The sequence below is a fragment of the Aminobacter sp. Y103A genome, assembly GCF_030294925.1.
In the GTDB taxonomy this organism is placed as follows: Bacteria; Pseudomonadota; Alphaproteobacteria; order Rhizobiales; family Rhizobiaceae; genus Aminobacter; species Aminobacter ciceronei.
This window is the reverse complement of record NZ_AP017986.1, coordinates 4,103,793-4,125,354: the sequence shown is the minus strand read 5'-3', so window position 1 is coordinate 4,125,354 and position 21,562 is coordinate 4,103,793. Positions and strand designations below refer to the sequence as shown.

Here is a 21,562-nt window from a genome sequence, read left to right as displayed (position 1 = left end):
CCTTCTCTATTATGGGAATATTTCTCATATATGGAATGTTCTCTCGCTGATGAGACTGGCATTGACCGGCGCATTGCCCAGCGGCTGCGCTCGCTCCGGGCCGGGCGCGGTTGGCCGCTGGATGAGCTGGCGCGGCGCAGCACTGTCAGCCGGGCAACCCTGTCGCGGCTGGAAAACGCCGAGGTCAGCCCGACGGCGAGCGTGCTCGGCAAGCTCTGCGCTGCTTACGGGCTGACAATGTCGCGGCTGATGCACATGGTGGAAGGCGAGTTCGCGCCGCTCGTGCGGCGTGAGGCGCAAACGGTTTGGTCGGACCCGGAGGTCGGTTTTCGCCGCCGCTCGATCTCGCCGCCGGCGCAGATGCTGGCCGGCGAGGCGCTGGAATGCACTCTCGATGCGGCCGTCACGATCACCTATGACGCGCCGCCGCGGCCGGGGCTCGAGCATCATCTGGTGCTGGTCGAGGGGCAGCTCACGGTGACTGTCGACGGCCGGGCGCATGAGCTCAGGCCCGGCGACTGCCTGAGATACCAGCTGTTCGGTCCGAGCGCCTTCGCCACACCGGCGGAGACGGGCGCCAGGTATTTTCTGTTTGTCGTGTGAGGTTTCATGAGCGTGGCCATTTCGACATTTTCGGCCGAGGACATTTCGCATCATCTCGGCGAGCTCGGCGCGCTGCTGCATGCCTGTGTGCATGACGGGGCAAGCATCGGCTTCGTTTTGCCATACGCCCAGAGCGAGGCCGAGGCGTTCTGGCGCGACAAGGTGCTGCCGGGCGTGGGCGCCGGGATGCGCATCATGCTGGTGGCGCACAAGGACGGGCGCATCGCCGGCACCGTGCAACTGGGCTGCGATACCATGCCCAACCAGCCGCACCGCGCCGACGTCAACAAGCTGATGGTGCATCCCGACCTCCGCCGCCAGGGCATCGCGCGGTTGCTGATGCGGGAAGTGGAGGGGCGGGCGCGGGAATTGGGGCGCAGCCTGCTGACGCTCGACACGCGCACCGGCGACAGTGCGGAGCCGCTCTACACGGCCCTGGGCTACCAGATGGTGGGAACAATCCCTGCCTATGCCCGCGATCCCTTCGGTAGCGACCGGCTTGATGCGACGACTGTGATGTACAAGCTGCTGTAGCAAGGAATCCGGAGGGCCTGATGCTGCCGGAATAGGCAGGCTTCTGACGGCGCGGGTCGAAAGGTCCGGTAGGCGCGGGCTCGGAAACCGATTCCGGAAATACGGCTAAATCCCTGGCTGCCATATTCTTTCTTCGCATCCCTCGTTCCCGAGGGCATAAATGATCGGCGAGACTGACGTTGAGTCGGTCTCGGCACGCAAGCCGATCCGCCGGGGACGCATATGGGCGAGGACCTTCACAACATCTGGCTCAATGATGCGCTGGTGTTCCTGTTTGCGGCGGGTGTGCTGGTGCCGCTGATGCGGGTGGCGTGCATTCCGAGCGTGCTCGGCTTCCTGCTTGCCGGCCTGGCGCTTGGGCCGTTCGGCATGGGCGCGCTGGCCGAAAGCTGGCCGGTGCTCAGCCATTTCACCTTTGCCGATCCCGAGGCGGCGAAGCCGTTTGCCGAACTCGGCGTGCTGTTCCTGCTGTTTTTGCTCGGGCTCGAACTGTCCTTCGAGAAGCTGTGGTCGCTCCGGCGCCTGGTGGTCGGCGCGGGCGGGCTGCAGGCGCTTGCGAGCGTTGCCGGCATCACCGCCATTGCTGCGTGGTTCGGAGCCGAAAGCCGCGTCGCACTGGCGATCGGTCTTGCCCTGGCGCTGTCGTCGACGGCTATCGTCATGCAGACGCTGACCGAGCAGAAGCGCGTCGCCGGTCCCGTGGGGCGGGCGGCGCTCGCGGTGCTGCTGTTCCAGGACATGCTGGTGGCGCCGATCCTGATCCTCATCGGCTTTCTCGGGCAGGGGCCTGACGCCAACCTGCTGCCGGCGCTGCTGGAGGCGCTGATCCAGGGCGGCATCGCCGTCGTCATCATCCTGCTGTTCGGGCGCTTCGTGCTCAAGGACGCGTTCCGACTGGCGGCGCGCGCCGGCGGCCGCGATTTCCTGATGGGGCTGACGCTGCTGGTCATCGTCGGCGGCGCGGTGTTCACGGCGGCTGCCGGCCTGTCCTTGGCTCTCGGCGCTTTCATGGCCGGGCTGCTGCTCGGCGAAACCGAGTTCAAGCACCAGGCCGAGGTCGACCTCGAACCCTTCAAGGGGCTGCTGCTCGGCCTGTTCTTCATGACTGTCGGCATCGGTCTCGACCTTGCGATGGTGTGGAGCGAGTTGCCGATCGTGCTGGCCGGGCTGGTGGCGCTGCTGGTGGTCAAGGCGGCCATCGTTACCTTTGCCTGCCGCGCCTTCGGGCTGGAGCGGGGACGGGCTGTGGAGACCGGCTTCCTGCTCGCGCCGGCAAGCGAGTTCGCTTTCGTGGTTGTTACGACGGCGGCGGCAGCCAATGTGCTGGACGCGCCAACGGCGACGCTGGTGACGGGCATTGCCGGTCTGTCGATGCTGGTGACGCCGCTGGTGGCGATGATCGGCCGGCGGATCGCCGCGCGGATCGATGCGAGGCAGCCGGTGGAGGTTTCGACCGAGACCTATCCTGACCTCCGGGGGCATGTCGTCATCGCCGGTTTCGGGCGGGTCGGGCGCACCATCGCCCGCATCCTCGATGCCGAGGACACCGACATCGTCGCGCTCGAGCGCAATCCCGAGATCGTGGCGCGCGAGCGCAAGGCGGGCCGTAAGATCTATCTCGGTGACGCCGCGCGCCCCGAAATCCTGGCCCATGCCGGTGCCGCGGGCGCGAGCCTGTTCATCGTCACCGTCGACGACGCCAGGGACGCGGCGGCGATGGTCAATGCTGTCCGGCAGATGCGCGGCGATGCGCCCGTGCTCGCCCGGGCCCAGGATGCCGCCCATGCGCGCCAGCTCTACGAGGCGGGCGCGGAATTCGTTATTCCCGACGCCGTCGAGGCGGGTTTGCAGCTGGCGGGACGGGCGCTTCTGGAGTTCGGCTACTCCAATGAAGTGCTGAAGGACCGCATCGCGACCGAGCGCAGCGTCGAATACCAGCGCGCCGGGGCGGAGTAGTCATCTGCTCGAAGATTGATTCAGTTGGGCGGCGTAAGTGACGAAGTCAGAACGTTTTTCGCTCCCGCTGGCCGTCGCTCGCGGCGAAGGGGCAGCCGCGAGGCCGTGTCAGTAGGCTGCATTTTTTGCGGTGCAGTGGATTGACGCGAGATGAATTACGTTTTACGACTGACGAAATTCGAAAATCGTCAGTCGTAAAATCGAGCGACCCGAAATGAACGATGTAGCCGAAAGCCCCGTGGATCTGGCGCGACAGGAGACTGTCGGGCGCATTCTCGATTCAGCCGAGCGGCTGTTCCGGCACTACGGCTACACCAAGACCAATGTCGCCGACATCGCCCGCGACCTCGGCATGTCGCCGGCGAATATCTATCGTTTCTTCGCCTCAAAGGTGGAAATCCACCAGGCGATCTGCGGCCGCATGCTCGGCGCCGTCTATCAGATGGCCTGCCAGATCCTGCGTGCCGAAGGCAGTGCCACCGAGCGCCTGCGCAGTTTCATCTATGCCCAGCACAACCTGACCGTCGAGACGATGCTCGACCAGGAGAAAGTGCATGAGATGGTGATCGTGGCGTTGGAGCGCGACTGGCACGTCATCGAAAAGCATATCGACCGACTGCATGATCTGATGGCTGAAGTCATCGCCCAGGGCATCGCCGCCGGCGAATTTGCCGAGCAGGATCCGCGGATCGCCGCGCGCTGCTTCGGTGCCGCAACAGCTACTTTGTGCCATCCGCAGATGGTCTCGCAGTGCGTCAACAAGCCCAATCGGGCGACGTTCGAGGAACTTACTGATTACGCTCTCAGGGCGCTGAAGAAATAGCCGGGGCCCTCGGGCCGACATCCAGATCAATAGACAACCAGGAGTGCGAACGATGATTTCGTTCAAGACCTTCAATGCGAACCTGCGTCCTCTTGCCAGCCTGGCTCTGGTGTCGCTGCTTGGCGTTGGCCTTTCCGCCTGCTCCGAAGCCAAGACCGAGACGGTCGAAGCGATCCGCCCGGTCAAGGTGGTCGAGATCGCCAGCATGGGCACGACCCGTGAGCTCGACTATTCCGGCTCGGTGAAGGCGCGCACCGAGATGAATCTCGGCTTCCGCGTCGCCGGCAAGATCACCGAACGGGTGGTCAATATCGGCGACAAGGTGAAGACGGGAGACCTGCTCGCTCGCATCGACGCGACCGACTACCAACTGGGTGTCAGCACGGCGGAAGCCAATCTGCACGCGGCGGAAAAGCAGGTCGAGACGGCCCGCCTGGCCGACGAACGCGCGACCCAGCTTTATGCCAAGAAGTTCGCCTCCGAAGCGCAGCGCGAGCAGGCGGCACTTGCCTACAGGCAGGCGTCGTCGCAGCGCGACGCTGCTGCCTCGTCGCTGAAGCAGGCGAGAAACCAGGTCGGTTATGCTGAGCTGCGCGCCGACCAGAACGGCATCGTCACCTCGGTCAGCGCCGATACCGGTCAGGTGGTCGGGGCCGGAACGCCTGTCGTCGCGGTCGCCGTCGATGGCGACAAGGAAGTGCAGATCGCCGTGCCCGAGCTGGAGATTGCCCAGTTCCAGCAGGGCAAGCCGGTCAAGGTCAGCTTCTGGTCCGACGCCGGGCTGGTGCTCGACGGCAAGGTGCGCGAGGTCGCTGGCAGCGCCGACCCGCAATCCAGGACGTTTTCGGTGCGCGTCAGCCTGCCCGACGACAACAGGGTGCTTTTGGGCATGAGCGCGACGATCGAGGCGTCGGTCGAGAACGGCAAGGCGTTCGTCGCGATCCCGCTCAGCGCGCTGGCCAAGCAGGGCGACAAGGACATCGTCTGGGTGGTCAACGGCGAACAGGTACATGCCCGCGACATCAAAGTGGCGGGCTTCGCCGACGCCGGCGTCCAGGTTGCCGACGGTCTGAAGCCGGGTGACTTGGTGGTGGCGGCCGGTACGCAGTTCATGGCCGAGAATCTGAGGGTCAAGGTGCCGACGCCGGAGCAGCGCGCGGCATCGAAAGAGGCCACTGCGGCAATTCGCTAAGACAGCATAAGGCGGCGGCCGAGGGCCGCCGCGAACGCCATTCACATTTGAACCTGCGCATCTGCTGTGCCGGATACCGGCCGCGTGCGCCTTATCGGAACCACGGCCATGGACAATTCCAGCCAGGACAAGCAACCCTTCAACCTGTCACGCTGGGCGATCGGGCACCCGAGCATCGCACGCTTCCTGTTCGGGCTGATCATCATCACCGGTGCGCTCGGCCTGATGCGCATGGGCCAGAGTGAGGATCCGGAATTCACCTTCCGCGTCATGGTGGTGCAGGCAGTGTGGCCAGGCGCCTCGATCGAGGAGATGCAGGACCAGGTCGTCAACAAGATCGAGCGCAAGCTGCAGGAAACGCCGCATCTCGACTGGGTCAAGTCCTACACGCGCGCCGGCAGCGCCATCATCACCGTACAGGTCAAGGGCGACACCGACACCGCCGAGGTGAAGGACGCCTTTTATCAGGTGCGCAAGAAGGTCGGCGACATCTCGAGCGAGCTGCCGCAAGGCCTGCTCGGACCCTATTTCAACGACGAGTTTGGCGATACCTTCATCACGCTGCACTCGATCGCGGGCGAGGGCTACAGCTATCCCGAACTGAAGACGCTGGCGATCAAGGCACGCGACATGCTGCTGACGACGCCCGGCGTCGAAAAGGCCGTCATCCTCGGCGACCAGCCGCAGCGCATCTATATCGACGTCTCGTCCAAGGCATTGGCCGAACGCGGCCTGACGCTGAACGACGTGCGCAACACCATCGCCGGGCAGAACAACATCGACCCGGCGGGTGCTGTCGACACCGGCACGCATTCGGTGCGCATCTCGGTCGAGGGCGACCTGTCCAAGACGGCCGATATCCGCGAGCTGCGACTGCGCGCCGGCAACCAGGTCACCCGCCTCGGCGACATCGCCACGGTGACATCGGGTCTTGAGGATCCCTACCAGCGCAAGTTCCGCTACAACGGCCAGGACAGCGTCCAGGTCGGCGTGGTGATGGCCAAGGGCTTCAAGGTCACCGACGTCGGCAAGGCTGTCGAGGAGACCTACAAGCGTTTCGAGGAATCGCTACCTTACGGCGTGTCGGTCGACCAGATCTCCAATCAGCCGGAAGTGGTCAAGGAAGCCATCGGCGAGTTCATGAAGGCGCTGATCGAGGCGCTGCTGATCGTGCTGGTGGTGTCGTTCCTGTCGATTGGCTGGCGCTCGGGCATGGTCATCGCGATCACCATTCCGCTTGTGCTCGCCGCCACCTTCGCCGTCATGTACCAGCTGGGCATCGACCTGCAGCGCATCTCGCTCGGCGCACTGATCATTGCGCTTGGCCTGCTCGTCGACGATGCGATGATTGTCGTCGAGATGATGGAGCGAAAGCTCGAGGAGGGGCTGGTCAAGGTCGAGGCGGCGTCGTTCGCCTATTCCTCGACGGCGTTCCCGATGCTGACGGGCACGCTGATCACCACGGCAGGCTTCATTCCCGTCGGCTTCGCCGAATCCACGGCGGGTGAATATGTGCGCTCGCTGTTCTATGTCGTCGGTATCGCCCTCGTCATCTCGTGGTTCGTGGCCGTCTATTTCACGCCATGGCTCGGCAACATGATCCTGAAGCAGCGCAAGCATGCCGGCAGTCATCACGATGCCTTCGATACCAACTTCTACCGCCGCCTGCGCGCGACGGTGAGCTGGGCCGTGCGCCACCGCATCATCGTGCTTGTCATGACGCTGGTGACCTTCTTCGGCTCGCTGTTTGCCTTCCAGTTCATCCCGCAGAACTTCTTCCCGCAGTCGTCGCGGCCGGAAATTCTCGTCGACCTGTGGCTGCCCGAGGGCACCAGCATCAAGGAGGTCGAAAAGCAGGCCCAGGCGCTGGAAAAGCGCATGATGGACGACCCCGACAAGAAGTTCATCGCCACCTATGTCGGCGAGGGCGCGCCGCGCTTCTTCCTGCCGCTGGACCAGCAGCTGCGCAACCCGAACTATGCCCAGCTTCTGATCATGGCCAATGACGAGCCGGCGCGCGAACGACTGATCACCAAGCTGCGCACCATCCTGGCCGAGGATTTCCCCTCGATCCGCGGCAAGGTCGATCGCCTGTTCCTCGGACCGCCGACAGGCTGGCCGGTGCAGCTGCGCGTCATGGGGCCGGACCGGGCCGAAGTGCGCCGCATCGCCGACGAGGTGAAGGCCAAGTTCGCGGCGACGCCGGAACTCGGCGCCATCCATGACGACTGGCTGGAACAGGTGCCGGCGATGAAGCTGGTGGTCGATCAGGACAGGGCGCGGGCGCTTGGCGTATCGTCGCAACGTATCCGCCAGATGCTGCAGGCAACGATGCAGGGCGCGCCGCTCGACAATTTCCGCGACGGCGAGGAGACGGTATCGATCGTCGCCCGCGAGCCGGAGGCCAACCGTCACCTTCTGACGGCGGTCAACTCCGTCTATATTCCGACCGACTTTGGTGGGTTCGTGCCGCTGTCGCAGGTGGCCAAGGTGGTGCCTGTCATGGAGCAGGGCATCGAATGGCGCCGCGACCGCCTGCCGACGATCACGGTCAGGGCGACCCTGCCCGACCACATCCAGCCCACCGACGTGGCGATGAAGCTCTATGCCGATCTCAAGCCGCTGCGCGACGGCCTGGCTCCCGGCTACAAGGTCGAGATCCAGGGCGGTGCCGAGGACGCGGCCGAAAGCCAGGCCTCGATCGCCGCCAAGGCGCCGGTGATGTTGCTCGTCATCGTGCTTTTGTTGATGGTGCAATTGCAGCACTTCGGCAAGGCAATGCTGGTGCTGGCGACAGGTCCGCTCGGCATCATCGGGGCCGCTGCGGCATTGTTGATCTCAGGCGCGCCGTTCGGCTTCGTGGCGATCCTCGGCGTCATCGCGCTGCTCGGCATCATCATCCGCAACTCGATCATCCTCGTCGACCAGATCGACCAGGACATCGCGGCGGGCATGGAGCGCTCAGAGGCGATCATTGGCGCTGCCGTGCGCCGCTTCCGGCCGATCGTTCTGACGGCGATGACGGCGGTGCTGGCGCTGATCCCGATTTCCTGGGGCGTGTTCTGGGGCCCGCTCGCCTATTCGATGATGGGCGGCATCCTGGTCGCCACCTTGCTGACCATCCTGGTGCTGCCGGCCGGCTATGCGCTGTTCTTTGGCCGTGAGCCGAAGACCAAGCCGGCCGAACCGCTCGCGGCGAAGGGCGAAAACACCGCTGCGATCGTTCAGCACCCGGCGCTGGCGGCGGAATAGTCGCGCGCCAAGCGCTGAGCTTTCAACCGGCTCCTGCCGCATGCAGGGGCCGGTGTTCGTTTGGGCAGGCCGTCGTGGTTAGGGCGCCACCTTCGGCGCCCGCTGGTCGATACCGTTCTGGTGCAGCGTCATGCTGGTGGTACGGCCGTCGGCGCCGACGTCGAAGCTGAGCTGGGCGTTGACGACCTTGAGGAAGAACTGGCTGTCGTTCTCGGCAAAAATCTCGTGGCGGCCCTGGCCGGTCGCCTGGGCGAAAAGGCTTGAGCCTTCGCGGGTGATGGCGATCTCGAACTCCGGGGCCAGACTGTAGACGCCGACATAACGGTCGTAGATCGCCGGATCGAGCGTGATGGCGACACGTTCTCTTGGCGGTTCGGCGAGCGGGTTCTTGCTGTCGAGCAGGTGTCGGCCGATGTCGTCGACGCCGGCTTCGGTCGAGGTGTTGGAAAGGGCTACAACCCCGACACTCTTGGCCGGCATGAAGCCGAGATAGGAGCGATAGCCGCCGGTGCCGCCATTGTGCCAGATGACCTGGTCGTCGCCACTTCCCGAGATGACCCAGCCGAGCCCGGTCTCGTCGCCTTCGGCGCCGGTCGGGCGACGGATGGCCAAGGTGGTGGCAAGGGCCGCATGAAGCGGCGAAGCGGGCGCATCCACCAGCATCTCGACGAAGTTCAGCATGTCGTCGGCGGTCGACAACATGGCGCCGGCGCCGGCGAGCGTCGGCAGGTCCCAGTTCAGCACCGGCATCAACTGGGCGTCGTGGCCATTGGCCAGGCGCGACTTCATGTAGACGGCCGGCGTATCGGCGGTGGAGCGCATGTTGAGCGGCGCAAGGATGCGCTCGCGCATCAGCGCGCCATAACTCAGACCGGCCCGGCGTGACAACGCATGGCCGAGCAGGCCCATTCCGAGATTGGAGTATTCGTACTGGCTGCCGATGGCGCGCGGCAGTTCGTAGGCCGACAGGAACGCGTACATCTGATCGACGGAATAGTCGGCATACGGATTGTCGTCGTCGGCCGGTGCCATGTTTTCGGGCAGACGTGGCAGGCCGGAGGTGTGGGTGGCGAGGTCGGTCAGGGTGATCTCGCAGCCGTCGCGCGTCGGCATATGGACGGTGGCTGGCAGATGCATGGCGACCGGGTCGTCGAGCCCGACCTCGCCGCGCCCAGCCATCTCGGCGAGCAGCAGCGTGGTGAAGACCTTGGTGATCGAGCCGATCTCGAAGCCGGTGTCGGCGTCGACCGGGCGGGCGTAGAAGGCGCCGAAATTGCCATGCGAGACGATGACGCGGCCCTCCGGGCCGAAAGTGCCGACGACGATGCCGACGCTCTGGCGCTGCTGGTCGATGCGCTCAACGAGGATGCGCTTGATCTCGGCCGGGGATGGAAAGTGCGGGTTGGAGGAAACTGCCGCGGCAGAAAAGGTCATCTCGGACGTGCCCTCATATCAGACTGGATAATCGCTGATAGGCGGCGGACATTGCACTAGCATGGCGCGATGAAGCGCTGCCGCGCGTCACTTCCCAGCGATGGTAATATCTCCCGGTGTCAGGCCGACGAGCTCGCGGTAGCGGTCGGGGTCGGTGGCACCCTCGGTGATGACGAGCAGGACGCGCGAATGTGCGTCGAGGCCGATAGCGGCGCGCATGTCGGCGTCACGCGCGGCGACGAGCAGGCCGGCGAGGCCGGCGCCGCCGCTTTCGCCCGCGACCACCACGGGATCATGGTCGAAGGGGCGGGCAAGCAGGTTCATAACTTCGACTGCTGTCTCGTCCTCGACGGTCATGAAGGCATCGGCGACGCGCGACAGCACGCGCCAGGCGACCTGCGACGGCTCGTAGCATTCGAGCATCGCCATGACGGTCGGTTCGCCATGGGCGATCTTGACCGGTTTGCCTTGCCGCGCGGTCTCGAAGATGCAGGCGGCGCGGGCGGGATCGACGACGACGAAGGTCGGGCGCGCCTCGCCATAGCGGTTGGCGAGATAGCCGGCAGCGGCAGCGGCGATGCCGCCGACGCCGGCCTGGATGAAGACATGGGTCGGCGCTTCAGGCAGCTTTTCGAGGGCTTCGCGGAAGATCGCCGTGTAACCCTGCATGACTAGGCCCGGGATGCGCTCGTAGCCGGGCCAGGAGGTGTCGGAGACGACGGTCCAGCCATTGGCCTCGCAGACCCGCGCCGCCTCGGCGACCGAGTCGTCATAGGTGCCGGCGACGCGCTCCATCACAGCGCCGTAGCGGGCGATGGCCGCAACGCGCGCGTCGCTAACCCCGCCATGGACGAAGATCACCGAGCGCGCTCCGACAAGCTGCGCCCCTTGCGCGACCGAGCGGCCGTGGTTGCCGTCGGTGGCGCAGCCGAAAGTCATGGCGGCGGAGATTTTTGCCACTTCGGGGCTGTGCAGTTCGGCGATGGCGACCGGACGGCCGAGCCGCGCTTCCGCCGCCTCCAGCACGAGGCGAATGACGGCATAGGCGCCGCCGAGGGCCTTGAAGCTGCCGAGGCCGAGGCGAAAACCCTCGTCCTTCAGATGGACGGCGCCGATGCCAAGTTCCCGGGCCAGCGCCGGCAGCGAGCGAAGCGGAGTCGGGCGATGGTTGGGCCGGTGCGACAGGAAGCGTTCGACCGTCTCGGCGGCTTCGATACCAAGCGTTTCCGCATCGACCGCTTCGAGCGGCTTGCGATAGTCGGCGTGCTGGTTGCGGATAAGCATGGGCGATATCTCCTCGATCGACGCATTCATATTGCACCGGTCATGAGAAATGCGCTCTTATCTGGCCAGTTTTGTGCAAGTTTGTATCGCGGGGACGATGTCTTGAGGAATGTCGGCAAAGCTGTCGAGCTCGACGATTTCGACCTGAAGATCCTCGATATTCTGCAACGCGACAATGCAACGCCGCAGCGCGAGATCGGCGAGGCGGTGCATTTGTCGGCGCCGGCGGTGCAGCGGCGCATCAAGCGTATGGAGGAGGGGGGCGTCATCGCGGCCAACGTCGCTGTCGTCGACCCCGACAAGGTCGGGCGGCCGATCACCATCATCGTCGAGATTTCCATCGAGAGCGAGCAGATCGGCCTGCTCGATGCCACCAAGGCAAGTTTTGGTGCGGCACCCGAGGTGCAGCAATGCTACTACGTCACCGGCGAGGCGGATTTCGTGCTGGTGGTGACGGTGGCCAGCATGGCCGAATATGAGGCGCTGACGCGGCGGCTTTTCTTCGCCAATCCCAACATCAAGAAGTTCCGCACGCTGGTGGCGATGGACCGGGTCAAGGCCGGGCTGACGGTACCGCTGGGTGCTTGATATTCCCATGAGGCCGACTTGATCTGAATCCCAACGGCCCGATGGGCGAAAAAAGAGACCCGCCGGAGCGGGTCTGTGAGGTGCTGGGGATCGGCATTGAAAACTGAATGGAGCGATATCGGATCAGTTCGAATTGGTGTTCGAGTTGCTCGAAGAGTTGGTACTCGTCGAGGTGCTTGTCGAGGAACTGGTACCCGTATTGCTCTGGGAGTCGCTGTTGGTGGTGCAACTGCCGTTGGAGCAGCTTTTCGAGCGCGAGCTGGATTTGCTTGTCGACTTCGAGACGGTGACCGACCTGCTGCCGATCAGAATGAGGTCATCGTTGCGGGACAGGCCTGCCGGGTCACCTGGGGCTGATACCATCGGTGCCACATCGGCGACCGAGAATGCCACTACTGTTCCGAGGATGCCTGCCGCGAAGGCGAATGTGCTGAGACCTGCCATGGCGCCGTGCTCCTTTCCCGCCGGCAGCCCCGGAGGGGGCAGCCATGAGGGTCATTGAACACGCTTAGGCGGGAGGCGTGAATTCGCACATTGGAGCTACTGCTCCAGGGGGCGCGAGCCGGTGCCGGCATTGCCGAAGTCGAGCGGCGCCTCGGCCTGCAGGAGCGCGCCGTTGCCGGTGCCCTTGATGACCCATTCGTCGCCATGCTTCTCGATATGGGCGCCCATTGCCTTCATCGCGTCGCCGGTGCGCATCACGTCCTCGCCCTCGAGCAGGCCGGTGATGCGGGTTTCGCCGGAAGCCAGGCCGCCAAACATGAAGGAGCGGTGCGAAATCGACTTGTCGCCAGGAACGCGGGCGGTTCCAGACAGGGATTTCGACTTCCGGGCGATGGCCGGCTGCGGCACAGCTTGATGCGACATGGTGGTTCCTCGTGCGGGACGCCCCGCGAAACCGTCTTTTCGTCAATGGTGTGCTGTGGGTGCTTCGATCGGGCGCCCATTGGCATGACCTGCCGGAGCGCTACGGCAAGTGGAAGACACTGCACAAGCGCTTCTCGCGCTGGTCCAAGGCGAAGGTCTGGGAGCGGGTCTTCGACGACCTCACCAAGGACCGGGACAACCAATACCTGATGCTCGACAGCACCTTGGTCCGCGCCCACCAGCAGGCGGCGACCGGAAAAGGGGGGACAAAAATCAGGCTCTGGGGCGTTCCCGAGGCGGATTGACCACCAAGATCCACATGCTCGCCGACAGCTTCGGCCGCCCGCTGAGGTTCCTGCTCGCCGCTGGCCAGAGCCACGATATCCTTGCCGCGCCGATGCTGCTGCAAGGCTACACCGCTGAGGCCGTTCTGGCCGATCGAGCCTATGATTCCAATGCCTTGCGCAGCCTCATCGCCGAAATCGGCGCCAAGGTGGTCATCCCCTCCACCCGCTCCAGATCACAACCCATCCCGCATGATCCGCTCATCTACCGATGCCGCAACCATATTGAGCGATGCTTCAACAAGCTCAAGCACTTCCGACGTTTCGCCACCCGCTACGACCGGCGCGCCATCCACTTCCTCGGCTTCATCCACATCGCCGCAACCATGATCTGGATCCGCTGAATGTCGATTCAGCCTAGTGGTGGCCGGTGCCGGCTGCGGTTTCGTGAGCCGAGATCGGCTCGATGTTGAGCGTGACCTCGCAAGGCGCGCAGAATACCGCGCCCGGCATATGGTCGCTTTCGGCCAGGGCGAAGCGGACCGCCGAATCCTTGTCGGCAAAGATGCCGCCGACCATGCCCAGTTCGTCGCTGACGACCCAGCGCCCCTGCGGGTCGCGGCCGACCATGAAGCGGTGGGCGTGAAGCGCCGGATGGATGTCGCGAGCAAGAGTACCCATGATGTCGTGCCTTTCTTGAAGTTCCCGGGAACGGTGCTGCCGTCTCTCGAGAGGTTCGTTGCATTTCACGATGTGATGCCCTCGCCATATGAATTCGATTGGCGGCGCGGGACGAAGAAATTCAAATCTCATAAATGCCTGGCGTTGGGGGCCGCGCGGGCGGCCATCCGGACGGAACGGAGCGCGCGCGAGGGGCGGGCCTGCGCGTCGAGCACCGACAGGTTGTCGCTGATAGCGGATGCAGTATTCGGTTCGACCTCGACCAGGGGCAGCCGGACGTCCGATGCCATCTTGTCCATCAGGTGAAGCGCATGCTTGACCGGCACCGGGTTGACTTCCAGTTCGAGTGCCGCAATGAGCGGGCGCAGGCGGTTGTTGATGACGCGGGCGGCGTGCGGGTCGCCGATGCGGCAGGCGTTGTGCATGGCAGCGCACAGGCGCGGCGCGATGTTGGAAACCACCGAGATGGTGCCACTGCCGCCCATGGTGTTGAAGCCGAAGGCGGTGGCGTCGTGGCCGGACAGCCAGACGAAGCGCTCGCCGAACCTTTGGGCGAACGCCATTGGGCGCGACAGGTCGCCGGTCGCGTCCTTGAAGCCGACGATGTTGGGTATGTCGGCCAGCCGCTCGATGGTGGCAGGTGTCAGGTCGACGCCGGTGCGGCCCGGCACGTTGTAGACGATGATAGGAGTGTCGACCTTGGCGGCGATGGACTCGAAATGCCTGACGATGCCGGCCTGGCTCCGGTTGTAATAGGGCGTGACGACCAGCACGGCATCGGCGCCGAAATCGCGCGCCGCGGCGGTGAATGCGATCGTCGATTCGGTGCTGTTGGTACCAGTGCCCGGGATGACCGGAACGCGCCCGTTCGCCACTGTGACCGTCTTGCGGATCACCATGATGCGTTCATGCCAGGACAGCGTCGGGGCTTCGCCCGTGGTGCCGCAGGGAACGAGGCCGTTGATGCCTTCTGATATCTGCCAGTCGACAAAAGCTGCGAGGCTTTTCAGGTCGACTTCACCGTCCCTGAAAGGTGTGGGCAGCGCTGAAATGGCGCCGAAAAGGCGACCGCGAAGCTGGTCATTGTGCGTGGCGTTGGTGTTCATGGCTGGAAGATCCATCATGCTGGTGGGAAGGGGGGCGGTGGCGGTGCGCCACAGTCGGCTGCTGGAGGCTGGCCAGCAGTGACGCAAGAACGGCGGCGGCGAAATCGGCGTGTTCGGCCGTGGCGGTTCGTCTGTTGCCGGCTGCGTCGCAGCGCACGGTACAGACCCAGTGTCCTCTCTGATTCCTGACGTTTCCGACCGATCTCGGCGGGTCGGCGCTCGCGGCAAGCAACAGCACCGCGTCGAGCAGCGCGTCGGCTTCCATCAGCGCCCTGAACTTGCGGCGCATCGTGCTGTCGAGGTCATCGAAGCCGAGAATTTCGGCGGCTGCCCAGACGTGGTGCTCGCGGAGGATCCTGACGTCGGCGACACGGTCGATCAGGGCTGCGATGGTTTCCGGCTTCATGACGGAAGAGATAGTCCTCCGCGCCATGTGAATTCGAGAGAGGGAAGCGGGCTGCTTTATATGAATCGCATAGGGACGAAGCGGCCTGTTGCCATATGCGGAAACGTATCGAAACGGCAGGCAGGCGTGCAACGAAGTTGCGCCAGCGTGCGCCAATGAGAGCGCAATTCTCGCTGCGTGCAGGCTAGAACGGCGTAGCTAACTGGCGCCAGCCTGCATGGGAAAACGATGATCCTTTTTTACCAGACGCATTCGCCTTTCGCCCGCAAGGCGCTGGTGTTCGCCCAAGAGGCCGGCATCGTCGACCGGCTGGAGGTGATCCACCACGAGACAAGCCCGACCCTGCGCAATGCGCGTGTCTACGCCGAAAACCCGCTCGGGAAGGTGCCGGTGCTTTTGCGCGACGGCGGCGAGCCGATCTTCGATTCCGACGTCATCTGCGCCTATTTCGACACGTTGCATGACGGTGCGAAGCTGATTCCTGAGGCGGGCGAGGCGCGCTGGCGGGCCCTGCGGCTGCAGGCAGTGGCGCAGGGGCTGGCGCAGGCGCGCATCGGCCTGCGCTGGGAGACGGAACGGCGGCCCGAGCATCTGCGCTATCAGCCCCTTGCCGAGGGCTACAGCGACAAGATCGAGGCGAGCTACGACTGGCTTGAGGGTGCCATCGATGCCGATGCGCCGCTCAATGTCGGGCACATCGCGGTGGCGACGGCGCTGTCGTGGATGGCGTTTCGCGAGCTTCCGTCGTTTCGCGGGCGGGCGCGGCTGACGGCCTGGTTCGACGCGTTCGAGCAACGTCCGTCGATGCTGGCGACACCCTTGTCGGGCGAGACGCACGACCGGTAGGTCGCTGCGCGCCTTGGCGGCGCGCAGCGTGGTTTAGGACTGTCAGGCCGGCTTGACCGGCGCGTTCATCGCCCAGGCGACGCCGAACGGATCGCGCAGCTGGCCCCAGCGGTCGCCCCAGAACATGATGTCGAGCGGCACGACCACTTCGCAGCCGGCATCGACGGCGCGCTTCCACCAGGCATCGATGTCGTCGCCGAGGATGAGCTGCATGACGTAGCCCTGCGCCTTCTCGTGCGCATGGCCGTGTTCGGGATAAGCATCGTTCAGCATCAGCGACGAGCCATTGATGTAGAGGTGGCAGTGCATGGTCCGGCCCTGCTCATCGGCGGGGTAGGCGAAGACCTGCTCGGCGCCGAAGGCACGTTTGTAGAACTCGGCCGCCTTGAAGGCGCCGTCGACCTGCAAGTAGGCGATCAGGCCACCAAGGACCTTCGGGGCAGGGTATGCTTGAGCTTCCGACATCAGTTGTCTCCGTTCCTCGCTTGAGCCGATTGCCACTTGCGGTGGCGCATTTCAGGACATCCGTAGCCGCCGTCGGCCGATGCCTCACTGCAAGGACGAGCGGCGACCGCCACATCCGACATGGTCGGCGAGATTCTTTTGTATCGGAGCCGAAGTAGGCTGAAAGCGTGCGGCTCCGTTGCAAACAACGACCTGGATCACGCTACCAACTGCGAACGGGTGCCGACCACGTCGCGTATGTGCACTGCCAATTCTGCCGAGAGGCGCGTCGGCCCAGCATGCGGCTGATAGAGATTGATCCAGAAGCTTGGCAAGGACGGCAGCCCATGCCGCTCGCCCAGAACTTCAAAACCCGGCGGTATGGTCGAGGCCAGCAGCGGTGCTACCGCAATATCGGCGTCGAGTGTCGCCAGGATGGGATCGAAATTGCTGTCTTCGCAGACCCAGCGCCAGACGCGCCCATGGTCTGCCAGAGCCTTGAGCGCGAAGGGCCTGAGGAAACAGGTTTCGTCGTCCGTCGATATCGGCAGGGGATCGCGTTCGAAGGCCTGGCCACCCTTGGCACCGACCCAGACCAGTGGGTCAGATAGTAGCGTCTCGCCATTGTGGCCACATTTTTTCTCCACCGCGAAGGTCAAGTCGACTTCGCCGCCGTCGAGCTTTTCAAGCAGGCGCTGGCTTGAGCCGCAGACAAGGGACACCCGCACGCGGGGCCAAGCCTGGTCGAATTGCCTGAGGATCGGTGCGCCGAAGCAGCGGACGAAATCGGAAGGCATGCCGAGACGGATTTCTCCCTCGAATTCGGCTTCGTTCATCGCCGACCAGACCTCGTCATTGTTGCGGACAAGGCGGCGCGCCTGAACGACAAGGCGCTGGCCCGTTGGCGTCAGCTTCAGGCCCTTGCGGTCGCGTTCGAAGAGGGCGCAGCCGAAACAGTCTTCGAGCCGCTTCACCTGCTGGCTTACGGCTGCCTGTGTGAGGTTGAGTACCTTGGCCGAACTGGTCATCCCGCCGGTGTCGACCACGGCCAGGAATGCTCTCAGCAACGCGATATCGATGTTGTTTGGCATAAGAACCTCTTATCGAGGCCATAATATACATTCGTTTCCATTATGCCAGTCGGGTCGCTAGCCTGTTCCCATTCCCTGGAGACCGGCCATGACGACCATGATCGAAAATCAAGGCAAGACCCCCTATGGCGGCATGCTCGCCCGCGCCATCCTGGTATCAGTCAGTTCGGCGGCGTCGACCTTACGCGAATGGCGTGCTGCGCGGAGACTGTCGCGCCTGGACGATGCCGCCTTGAAGGATCTCTGCATCTCGCGCGGCAATATCGATTGGCTGGTGCGGCATCGACCGGATGAGCATCAGGACAATGAGCCGTGCTAGCTATGGTTCTTTGTCGCCGGCAGTGAAACTGCGCTTGCTCACTTCCCCGGCCGTCCTGACTTCCCCGGCTTCTTTTTCGCACGCGCGGCTTCGGCCGGATCCTCGTAGGAGCCGGCGCCGATCTTGGCGCGCTTGATCGGCTTGACGCCTTCGACCGGCTTTTCAGTGCGGCGGACGGTCATCTCGTCGAGGTCGTTCTTCCTGAACAGCGACTTGCCGTCGTCAGGGACGCCGTAATCGGAGCCGTGGGCTTCGGCGGCCGACTGCTTCTTGAACAGCGACCGCGAGACCGCGCCGGCGGGCGTGGTCATGTCGGTGCCTGGTCCCATGTCGTCGATGTGAGGCTTGGCAAACAGCGACTTGCCTGCGGGAACCGTACCGTCGGCGCCCATCTCGTCGAGCTTCGGCTTGCGGAACAGGTTCGGGCGGGCAGCCTTGGCCGCTTCCTCGGCGGCGCGGGCCTCGTCCAGCTTGCGGAAACGCTCCTGTTCCTCGACCGTGCGGTGCTTGGCGACGCCCTTGTTGTGCTTGCCTTTCTCGCGGCCGGAAGCGGGGCTTTGGCCCTCCACCTCGCGCGCCAGCGGATCGTCCGAAATGGCGAGTTCCATGTCGCGCAGGCGCTTGATCTCGTCGCGGATGCGGGCGGCCTTCTCGAAATCGAGGTCGGTGGCGGCGTTGCGCATCTGCTTGTCGAGCGCTTCGAGATGGGCCTTCAGATTGTTGCCCATCATGGCACCGGCACCGTCGGTGAACTGCGAGATGTCGGCGCGGACGTGATCCTTCTCGTAGACCGAGTCGAGGATGTCGGAGATGCGCGACTTGACGCTCTCTGGCGTAATGCCGTTGGCTTCGTTCCACACCATCTGCTTTTCGCGACGGCGCGTGGTCTCGGCCATTGCGCGCTCCATCGAGCCGGTGATCTGGTCGGCGTAGAGGATGACCTTGCCGTCGACGTTTCGAGCCGCGCGGCCGATGGTCTGGATCAGCGAGGTTTCCGAGCGGAGGAAACCCTCCTTGTCGGCATCGAGAATGGCGACGAAACCGCATTCGGGAATATCAAGGCCTTCGCGCAAAAGGTTGATGCCGACCAGCACGTCAAAAGCGCCAAGGCGCAGGTCGCGAAGAATCTCGATGCGCTCCAGCGTGTCGATGTCGGAGTGCATGTAACGGACGCGGACGCCGTTCTCGTGCAGGTATTCGGTCAGGTCCTCGGCCATGCGCTTGGTCAGCACAGTGACCAGCGTGCGGTAGCCGGCCTGGGTGGTGGCACGGATCTCGCCGACGACGTCGTCGACCTGATTCTTGGCCGGACGCACCTCGACCGGCGGGTCGATAAGGCCGGTCGGGCGGATGACCTGCTCGGCAAAGACGCCGCCAGCCTCTTCCATCTCCCAGTTGCCCGGCGTCGCCGACACGGCGACCGAGAGCGGGCGCATGGCGTCCCATTCCTCGAAACGCAGCGGCCGATTGTCCATGCAGGAGGGCAGGCGGAAGCCGTATTCGGCCAGCGTCGCCTTTCGCCTGAAGTCGCCCCGGTACATGCCGCCGATCTGGGGCACGGTGACGTGGCTTTCGTCGATGAAGACGAGCGCATTGTCGGGGATGTACTCGAACAGCGTCGGCGGCGGATCGCCAGGGCGGCGGCCGGTGAGATAGCGCGAATAGTTTTCGATGCCGGCGCAGGAGCCAGTCGCTTCCAGCATCTCCAGGTCGAAGCGGGTGCGCTGTTCCAGGCGCTGGGCTTCAAGCAGGCGGCCAGCCTTTTCAAGCTCTTGCAGGCGATGCTGCAGCTCTTCCTTGATCGACTTGATGGCCTGATTCAAGGTCGGCCGCGGCGTCACATAGTGCGAATTGGCGTAGATCTTGACCGACTTGAGGTCGCCGGTCTTCTGGCCGGTGAGCGGATCGAACTCGGTGATGGCATCGATTTCGTCACCGAACAGCGAGATGCGCCATGCCGAGTCTTCCAGGTGGGCGGGGAAGATCTCGATGGTGTCGCCGCGGACACGGAACGAGCCGCGGACGAAATTGATGTCCTGGCGCTTGTATTGCTGGGCGACGAGGTCGGCGAGCAACTGGCGCTGATCGAGGCGGTCGCCGACCTGCATCTGGAAGGTCATTGCCGTGTAGGTCTCGACCGAGCCGATACCGTAGATGCAGGAGACCGAGGCGACGATGATGACGTCGTCACGTTCGAGCAGCGAGCGCGTCGCCGAATGGCGCATGCGGTCGATCTGCTCGTTGATGGTCGATTCCTTCTCGATATAGGTGTCGGTGCGCGGGACGTAGGCCTCGGGCTGGTAGTAGTCGTAATAGGAGACGAAATACTCGACCGCGTTGTCGGGGAAGAACTTCTTGAACTCGGCATAGAGCTGGGCTGCCAGCGTCTTGTTGGGCGCGAGAATCAGCGCCGGGCGCTGCGTCTGCTCGATCACCTTGGCCATGGTGAAGGTCTTGCCGGAGCCGGTGACGCCGAGCAGCACCTGGGTGCGGTCGGCATTGCCGACGCCCTCGACGAGGTCCTTGATGGCGGTCGGCTGATCGCCGGCCGGCTCGAATTCCGACTGCATGACGATCTGGATGCCACCTTCGGATTTTTCCGGTCGAGCGGGGCGGTGGGGAACCCAGATCTCGCCGTTCTTGTGCAGCGGGTTGCCGCTCTCGATCAGGGCCGAGAGCGCCGCGACGGTGGCGGTGACGCCGGAGTTGGACAGCGACGCCGCGTCCTCCAACGAAATGTCGAGGCCGGCGACAGGGTTGAGACCGGCGGCGGCACGCTCCTTGGCGGAGGCAGCACCGCCCATCGAGGTGCCACGCGCCGAACGGGTCGGGGCCGAGCTCTTCTCCGGGATTTTCTTGGCCTTGGGCTGGGGCTTCTCAGCCTCGCGGGCAATCTCTTCGGCCCAATCCGAAATCGAACCGGACAGCGGTGCGCCCGAGAACGCGGCCTGCGGCGCTTCGCCGAAACCGGGGCGATGCAACGGCTCGGAAGCGTCGAGGAAGTCGGTTACGCCATTGCCGCCGCGCTTGCGCTGTGTGGCACGGTTGTCGCTTCCCGAAGCGGGCGATTTCTTGTCAGGAGATTTGGCCATGAGCGAAATATGGGCGGTCTCGGCAAAAATGGAAAGGGCGCGGATGCCGGAAAGCCGGCACCCGCATGGAGAGGTAATTCGGCTCCTGACATCAGGCTGTCAGGAGGTTGTCACCTTGGGCAGGGAAAGCCGGGCGCGATCTTGCAGTTGGCGCCGGGCGGGCGTGGCCTTGGCGGCCGTGGCTTGGGCGGGCGATTCCAGTGAGGAGGGCGATTCCAGTGCGGTGGCCGCACGATGATGGTGGGCGCGACGACCACGGCCGGCGGACGACCGACATATTCGTCGAGATAGTTGGCCGAGACTCAGCCGCGCAGGCGCGGGCCGTAGACGTTGCACCAGTTGCCGTCGCAGCCGCGCAGGTCGACGCGCGTGCCCTCGTAGAGCATGCCGACCCTGGCATAGCCAGTGCCGGGGCCGCTGCGGACGTTGACGTTGCCGGTGGTGTAGGCTTCGGCGGCGATCGCACCGGCAGGCAACGCCATCAACCCGGCCAGCAAGGCGGCAGTGGTGGCAAGTCTTCGAAGCATCATGGACAGTCCCTCCAGACCCGGTTCATTGCGAACTGCTTGAGATTACTGGCAATTGTTGCGCGCGCCAGTGTGCTGAAGGCATCATGCTTTATGCCTGGGTAACAAGGCGGCAAGAGGTGGGGGCGCGGCGAGGTGGCGTCCATAAGCCGTGTTTGCCTGATCGTCGCGGGATGTTAGAGAGCGTGCACTCAGTTCCTGACCCGGACGCCAGATGACCTTTCCGATCCACT

The 21,562-nt window shown here is 64.3% G+C and carries 19 protein-coding genes and 2 pseudogenes; 11 read left to right on the top strand and 10 right to left on the bottom strand.

What is annotated here, in order from left to right:
- Positions 1-30: 30 nt before the first annotated feature.
- The 6 genes from Amn_RS20200 (at position 31) to Amn_RS20175 (ending at position 8,360) form a co-directional block, all read left to right on the top strand.
- On the top strand, positions 31-603 hold the full coding sequence (locus tag Amn_RS20200) for a helix-turn-helix domain-containing protein (RefSeq protein WP_154384785.1): 573 nt from the start codon (positions 31-33) through the stop codon (positions 601-603).
- A gap of 6 nt (positions 604-609) precedes the next feature.
- The gene (locus tag Amn_RS20195) at positions 610-1,137 is read left to right on the top strand and encodes a GNAT family N-acetyltransferase (protein ID WP_154384786.1); all 528 of its coding nucleotides are present in this window, start codon (positions 610-612) and stop codon (positions 1,135-1,137) included.
- A gap of 222 nt (positions 1,138-1,359) precedes the next feature.
- A complete protein-coding gene (locus Amn_RS20190; RefSeq protein WP_154384787.1) occupies positions 1,360-3,093 on the top strand; it encodes a cation:proton antiporter domain-containing protein in 1,734 nt (577 codons plus the stop codon).
- 214 nt (positions 3,094-3,307) lie between these two features.
- Positions 3,308-3,916: a TetR/AcrR family transcriptional regulator gene (locus tag Amn_RS20185; RefSeq protein WP_067959534.1), complete on the top strand. Its 609-nt coding sequence runs from the start codon at positions 3,308-3,310 to the stop codon at positions 3,914-3,916.
- A gap of 52 nt (positions 3,917-3,968) precedes the next feature.
- Positions 3,969-5,108: an efflux RND transporter periplasmic adaptor subunit gene (locus Amn_RS20180; protein ID WP_286291121.1), complete on the top strand. Its 1,140-nt coding sequence runs from the start codon at positions 3,969-3,971 to the stop codon at positions 5,106-5,108.
- A gap of 108 nt (positions 5,109-5,216) precedes the next feature.
- Positions 5,217-8,360: an efflux RND transporter permease subunit gene (locus tag Amn_RS20175; RefSeq protein WP_286291119.1), complete on the top strand. Its 3,144-nt coding sequence runs from the start codon at positions 5,217-5,219 to the stop codon at positions 8,358-8,360.
- Between the two features lie 78 nt (positions 8,361-8,438).
- Here Amn_RS20175 and Amn_RS20170 read toward each other — a convergent pair whose 3' ends face one another.
- A complete protein-coding gene (locus Amn_RS20170; protein WP_286291116.1) occupies positions 8,439-9,794 on the bottom strand; it encodes a serine hydrolase in 1,356 nt (451 codons plus the stop codon).
- Between the two features lie 87 nt (positions 9,795-9,881).
- A complete protein-coding gene (locus tag Amn_RS20165) occupies positions 9,882-11,078 on the bottom strand; it encodes a diaminopropionate ammonia-lyase (protein WP_286291114.1) in 1,197 nt (398 codons plus the stop codon).
- A gap of 102 nt (positions 11,079-11,180) precedes the next feature.
- Here Amn_RS20165 and Amn_RS20160 point away from each other — a divergent pair, with 102 nt between their 5' ends.
- Together Amn_RS20160 and Amn_RS20155 are read left to right on the top strand one after the other, a co-directional pair.
- Positions 11,181-11,666 carry an Lrp/AsnC family transcriptional regulator gene (locus Amn_RS20160; RefSeq protein WP_246340515.1) on the top strand — a complete coding sequence of 162 codons (486 nt, stop codon included), beginning with the start codon at positions 11,181-11,183 and terminating at the stop codon, positions 11,664-11,666.
- A 136-nt stretch (positions 11,667-11,802) separates the two neighbouring features.
- On the top strand, positions 11,803-12,168 hold the full coding sequence (locus tag Amn_RS20155) for a hypothetical protein (RefSeq protein ID WP_182585758.1): 366 nt from the start codon (positions 11,803-11,805) through the stop codon (positions 12,166-12,168).
- Between the two features lie 53 nt (positions 12,169-12,221).
- Here the strand turns inward: Amn_RS20155 and Amn_RS20150 are convergent.
- A pseudogene (locus Amn_RS20150) lies at positions 12,222-12,533 on the bottom strand (carboxyvinyltransferase); the annotation flags it as partial.
- On the opposite strand from Amn_RS20150, the pseudogene Amn_RS20145 reads away from it, so the two are divergent.
- Positions 12,525-13,221: pseudogene (locus tag Amn_RS20145) on the top strand (IS5 family transposase). The pseudogenes Amn_RS20150 and Amn_RS20145 sit on opposite strands and share 9 nt — an antisense overlap.
- Positions 13,222-13,234: 13 nt before the next feature.
- On the opposite strand, the gene Amn_RS20140 reads toward Amn_RS20145, so the two are convergent.
- The 3 genes from Amn_RS20140 to Amn_RS20130 all read right to left on the bottom strand — a co-directional run bounded on the left by Amn_RS20140 (position 13,235) and on the right by Amn_RS20130 (position 15,010).
- Complete coding sequence (locus Amn_RS20140; protein ID WP_182573309.1) at positions 13,235-13,498, bottom strand: hypothetical protein; 264 nt, start codon at positions 13,496-13,498, stop codon at positions 13,235-13,237.
- Between the two features lie 128 nt (positions 13,499-13,626).
- Entirely contained in the window at positions 13,627-14,604 is a 978-nt protein-coding gene (gene dapA, locus Amn_RS20135) for a 4-hydroxy-tetrahydrodipicolinate synthase (protein ID WP_286291110.1), read from the bottom strand.
- The gene (locus Amn_RS20130) at positions 14,579-15,010 is read right to left on the bottom strand and encodes a hypothetical protein (RefSeq protein WP_182573307.1); all 432 of its coding nucleotides are present in this window, start codon (positions 15,008-15,010) and stop codon (positions 14,579-14,581) included. The genes dapA and Amn_RS20130 overlap by 26 nt, the downstream gene beginning before the upstream one ends.
- A 228-nt stretch (positions 15,011-15,238) precedes the next feature.
- Here Amn_RS20130 and Amn_RS20125 point away from each other — a divergent pair, with 228 nt between their 5' ends.
- Positions 15,239-15,856 (top strand): glutathione S-transferase family protein, encoded by a 618-nt coding sequence (locus tag Amn_RS20125; RefSeq protein ID WP_286291108.1) that lies wholly within the window; start codon positions 15,239-15,241, stop codon positions 15,854-15,856.
- Between the two features lie 42 nt (positions 15,857-15,898).
- On the opposite strand, the gene Amn_RS20120 is transcribed toward Amn_RS20125, so the two are convergent.
- Together Amn_RS20120 and Amn_RS20115 are read right to left on the bottom strand one after the other, a co-directional pair.
- The gene (locus tag Amn_RS20120; protein WP_067959564.1) at positions 15,899-16,321 is read right to left on the bottom strand and encodes a VOC family protein; all 423 of its coding nucleotides are present in this window, start codon (positions 16,319-16,321) and stop codon (positions 15,899-15,901) included.
- Positions 16,322-16,518: 197 nt separating this feature from the next.
- Positions 16,519-17,391 (bottom strand): LysR family transcriptional regulator, encoded by an 873-nt coding sequence (locus Amn_RS20115; RefSeq protein ID WP_192315113.1) that lies wholly within the window; start codon positions 17,389-17,391, stop codon positions 16,519-16,521.
- Positions 17,392-17,479: 88 nt separating this feature from the next.
- Between Amn_RS20115 and Amn_RS20110 the strand changes: the two genes are divergently transcribed.
- A complete protein-coding gene (locus tag Amn_RS20110; protein WP_182573303.1) occupies positions 17,480-17,710 on the top strand; it encodes a DUF1127 domain-containing protein in 231 nt (76 codons plus the stop codon).
- Positions 17,711-17,748: 38 nt separating this feature from the next.
- Here Amn_RS20110 and uvrB read toward each other — a convergent pair whose 3' ends face one another.
- Positions 17,749-20,802: an excinuclease ABC subunit UvrB gene (uvrB, locus tag Amn_RS20105; RefSeq protein ID WP_286291101.1), complete on the bottom strand. Its 3,054-nt coding sequence runs from the start codon at positions 20,800-20,802 to the stop codon at positions 17,749-17,751.
- A 302-nt stretch (positions 20,803-21,104) separates the two neighbouring features.
- Positions 21,105-21,332 carry an SH3 domain-containing protein gene (locus Amn_RS20100; protein ID WP_286291100.1) on the bottom strand — a complete coding sequence of 76 codons (228 nt, stop codon included), beginning with the start codon at positions 21,330-21,332 and terminating at the stop codon, positions 21,105-21,107.
- Positions 21,333-21,562 lie beyond the last annotated feature (230 nt).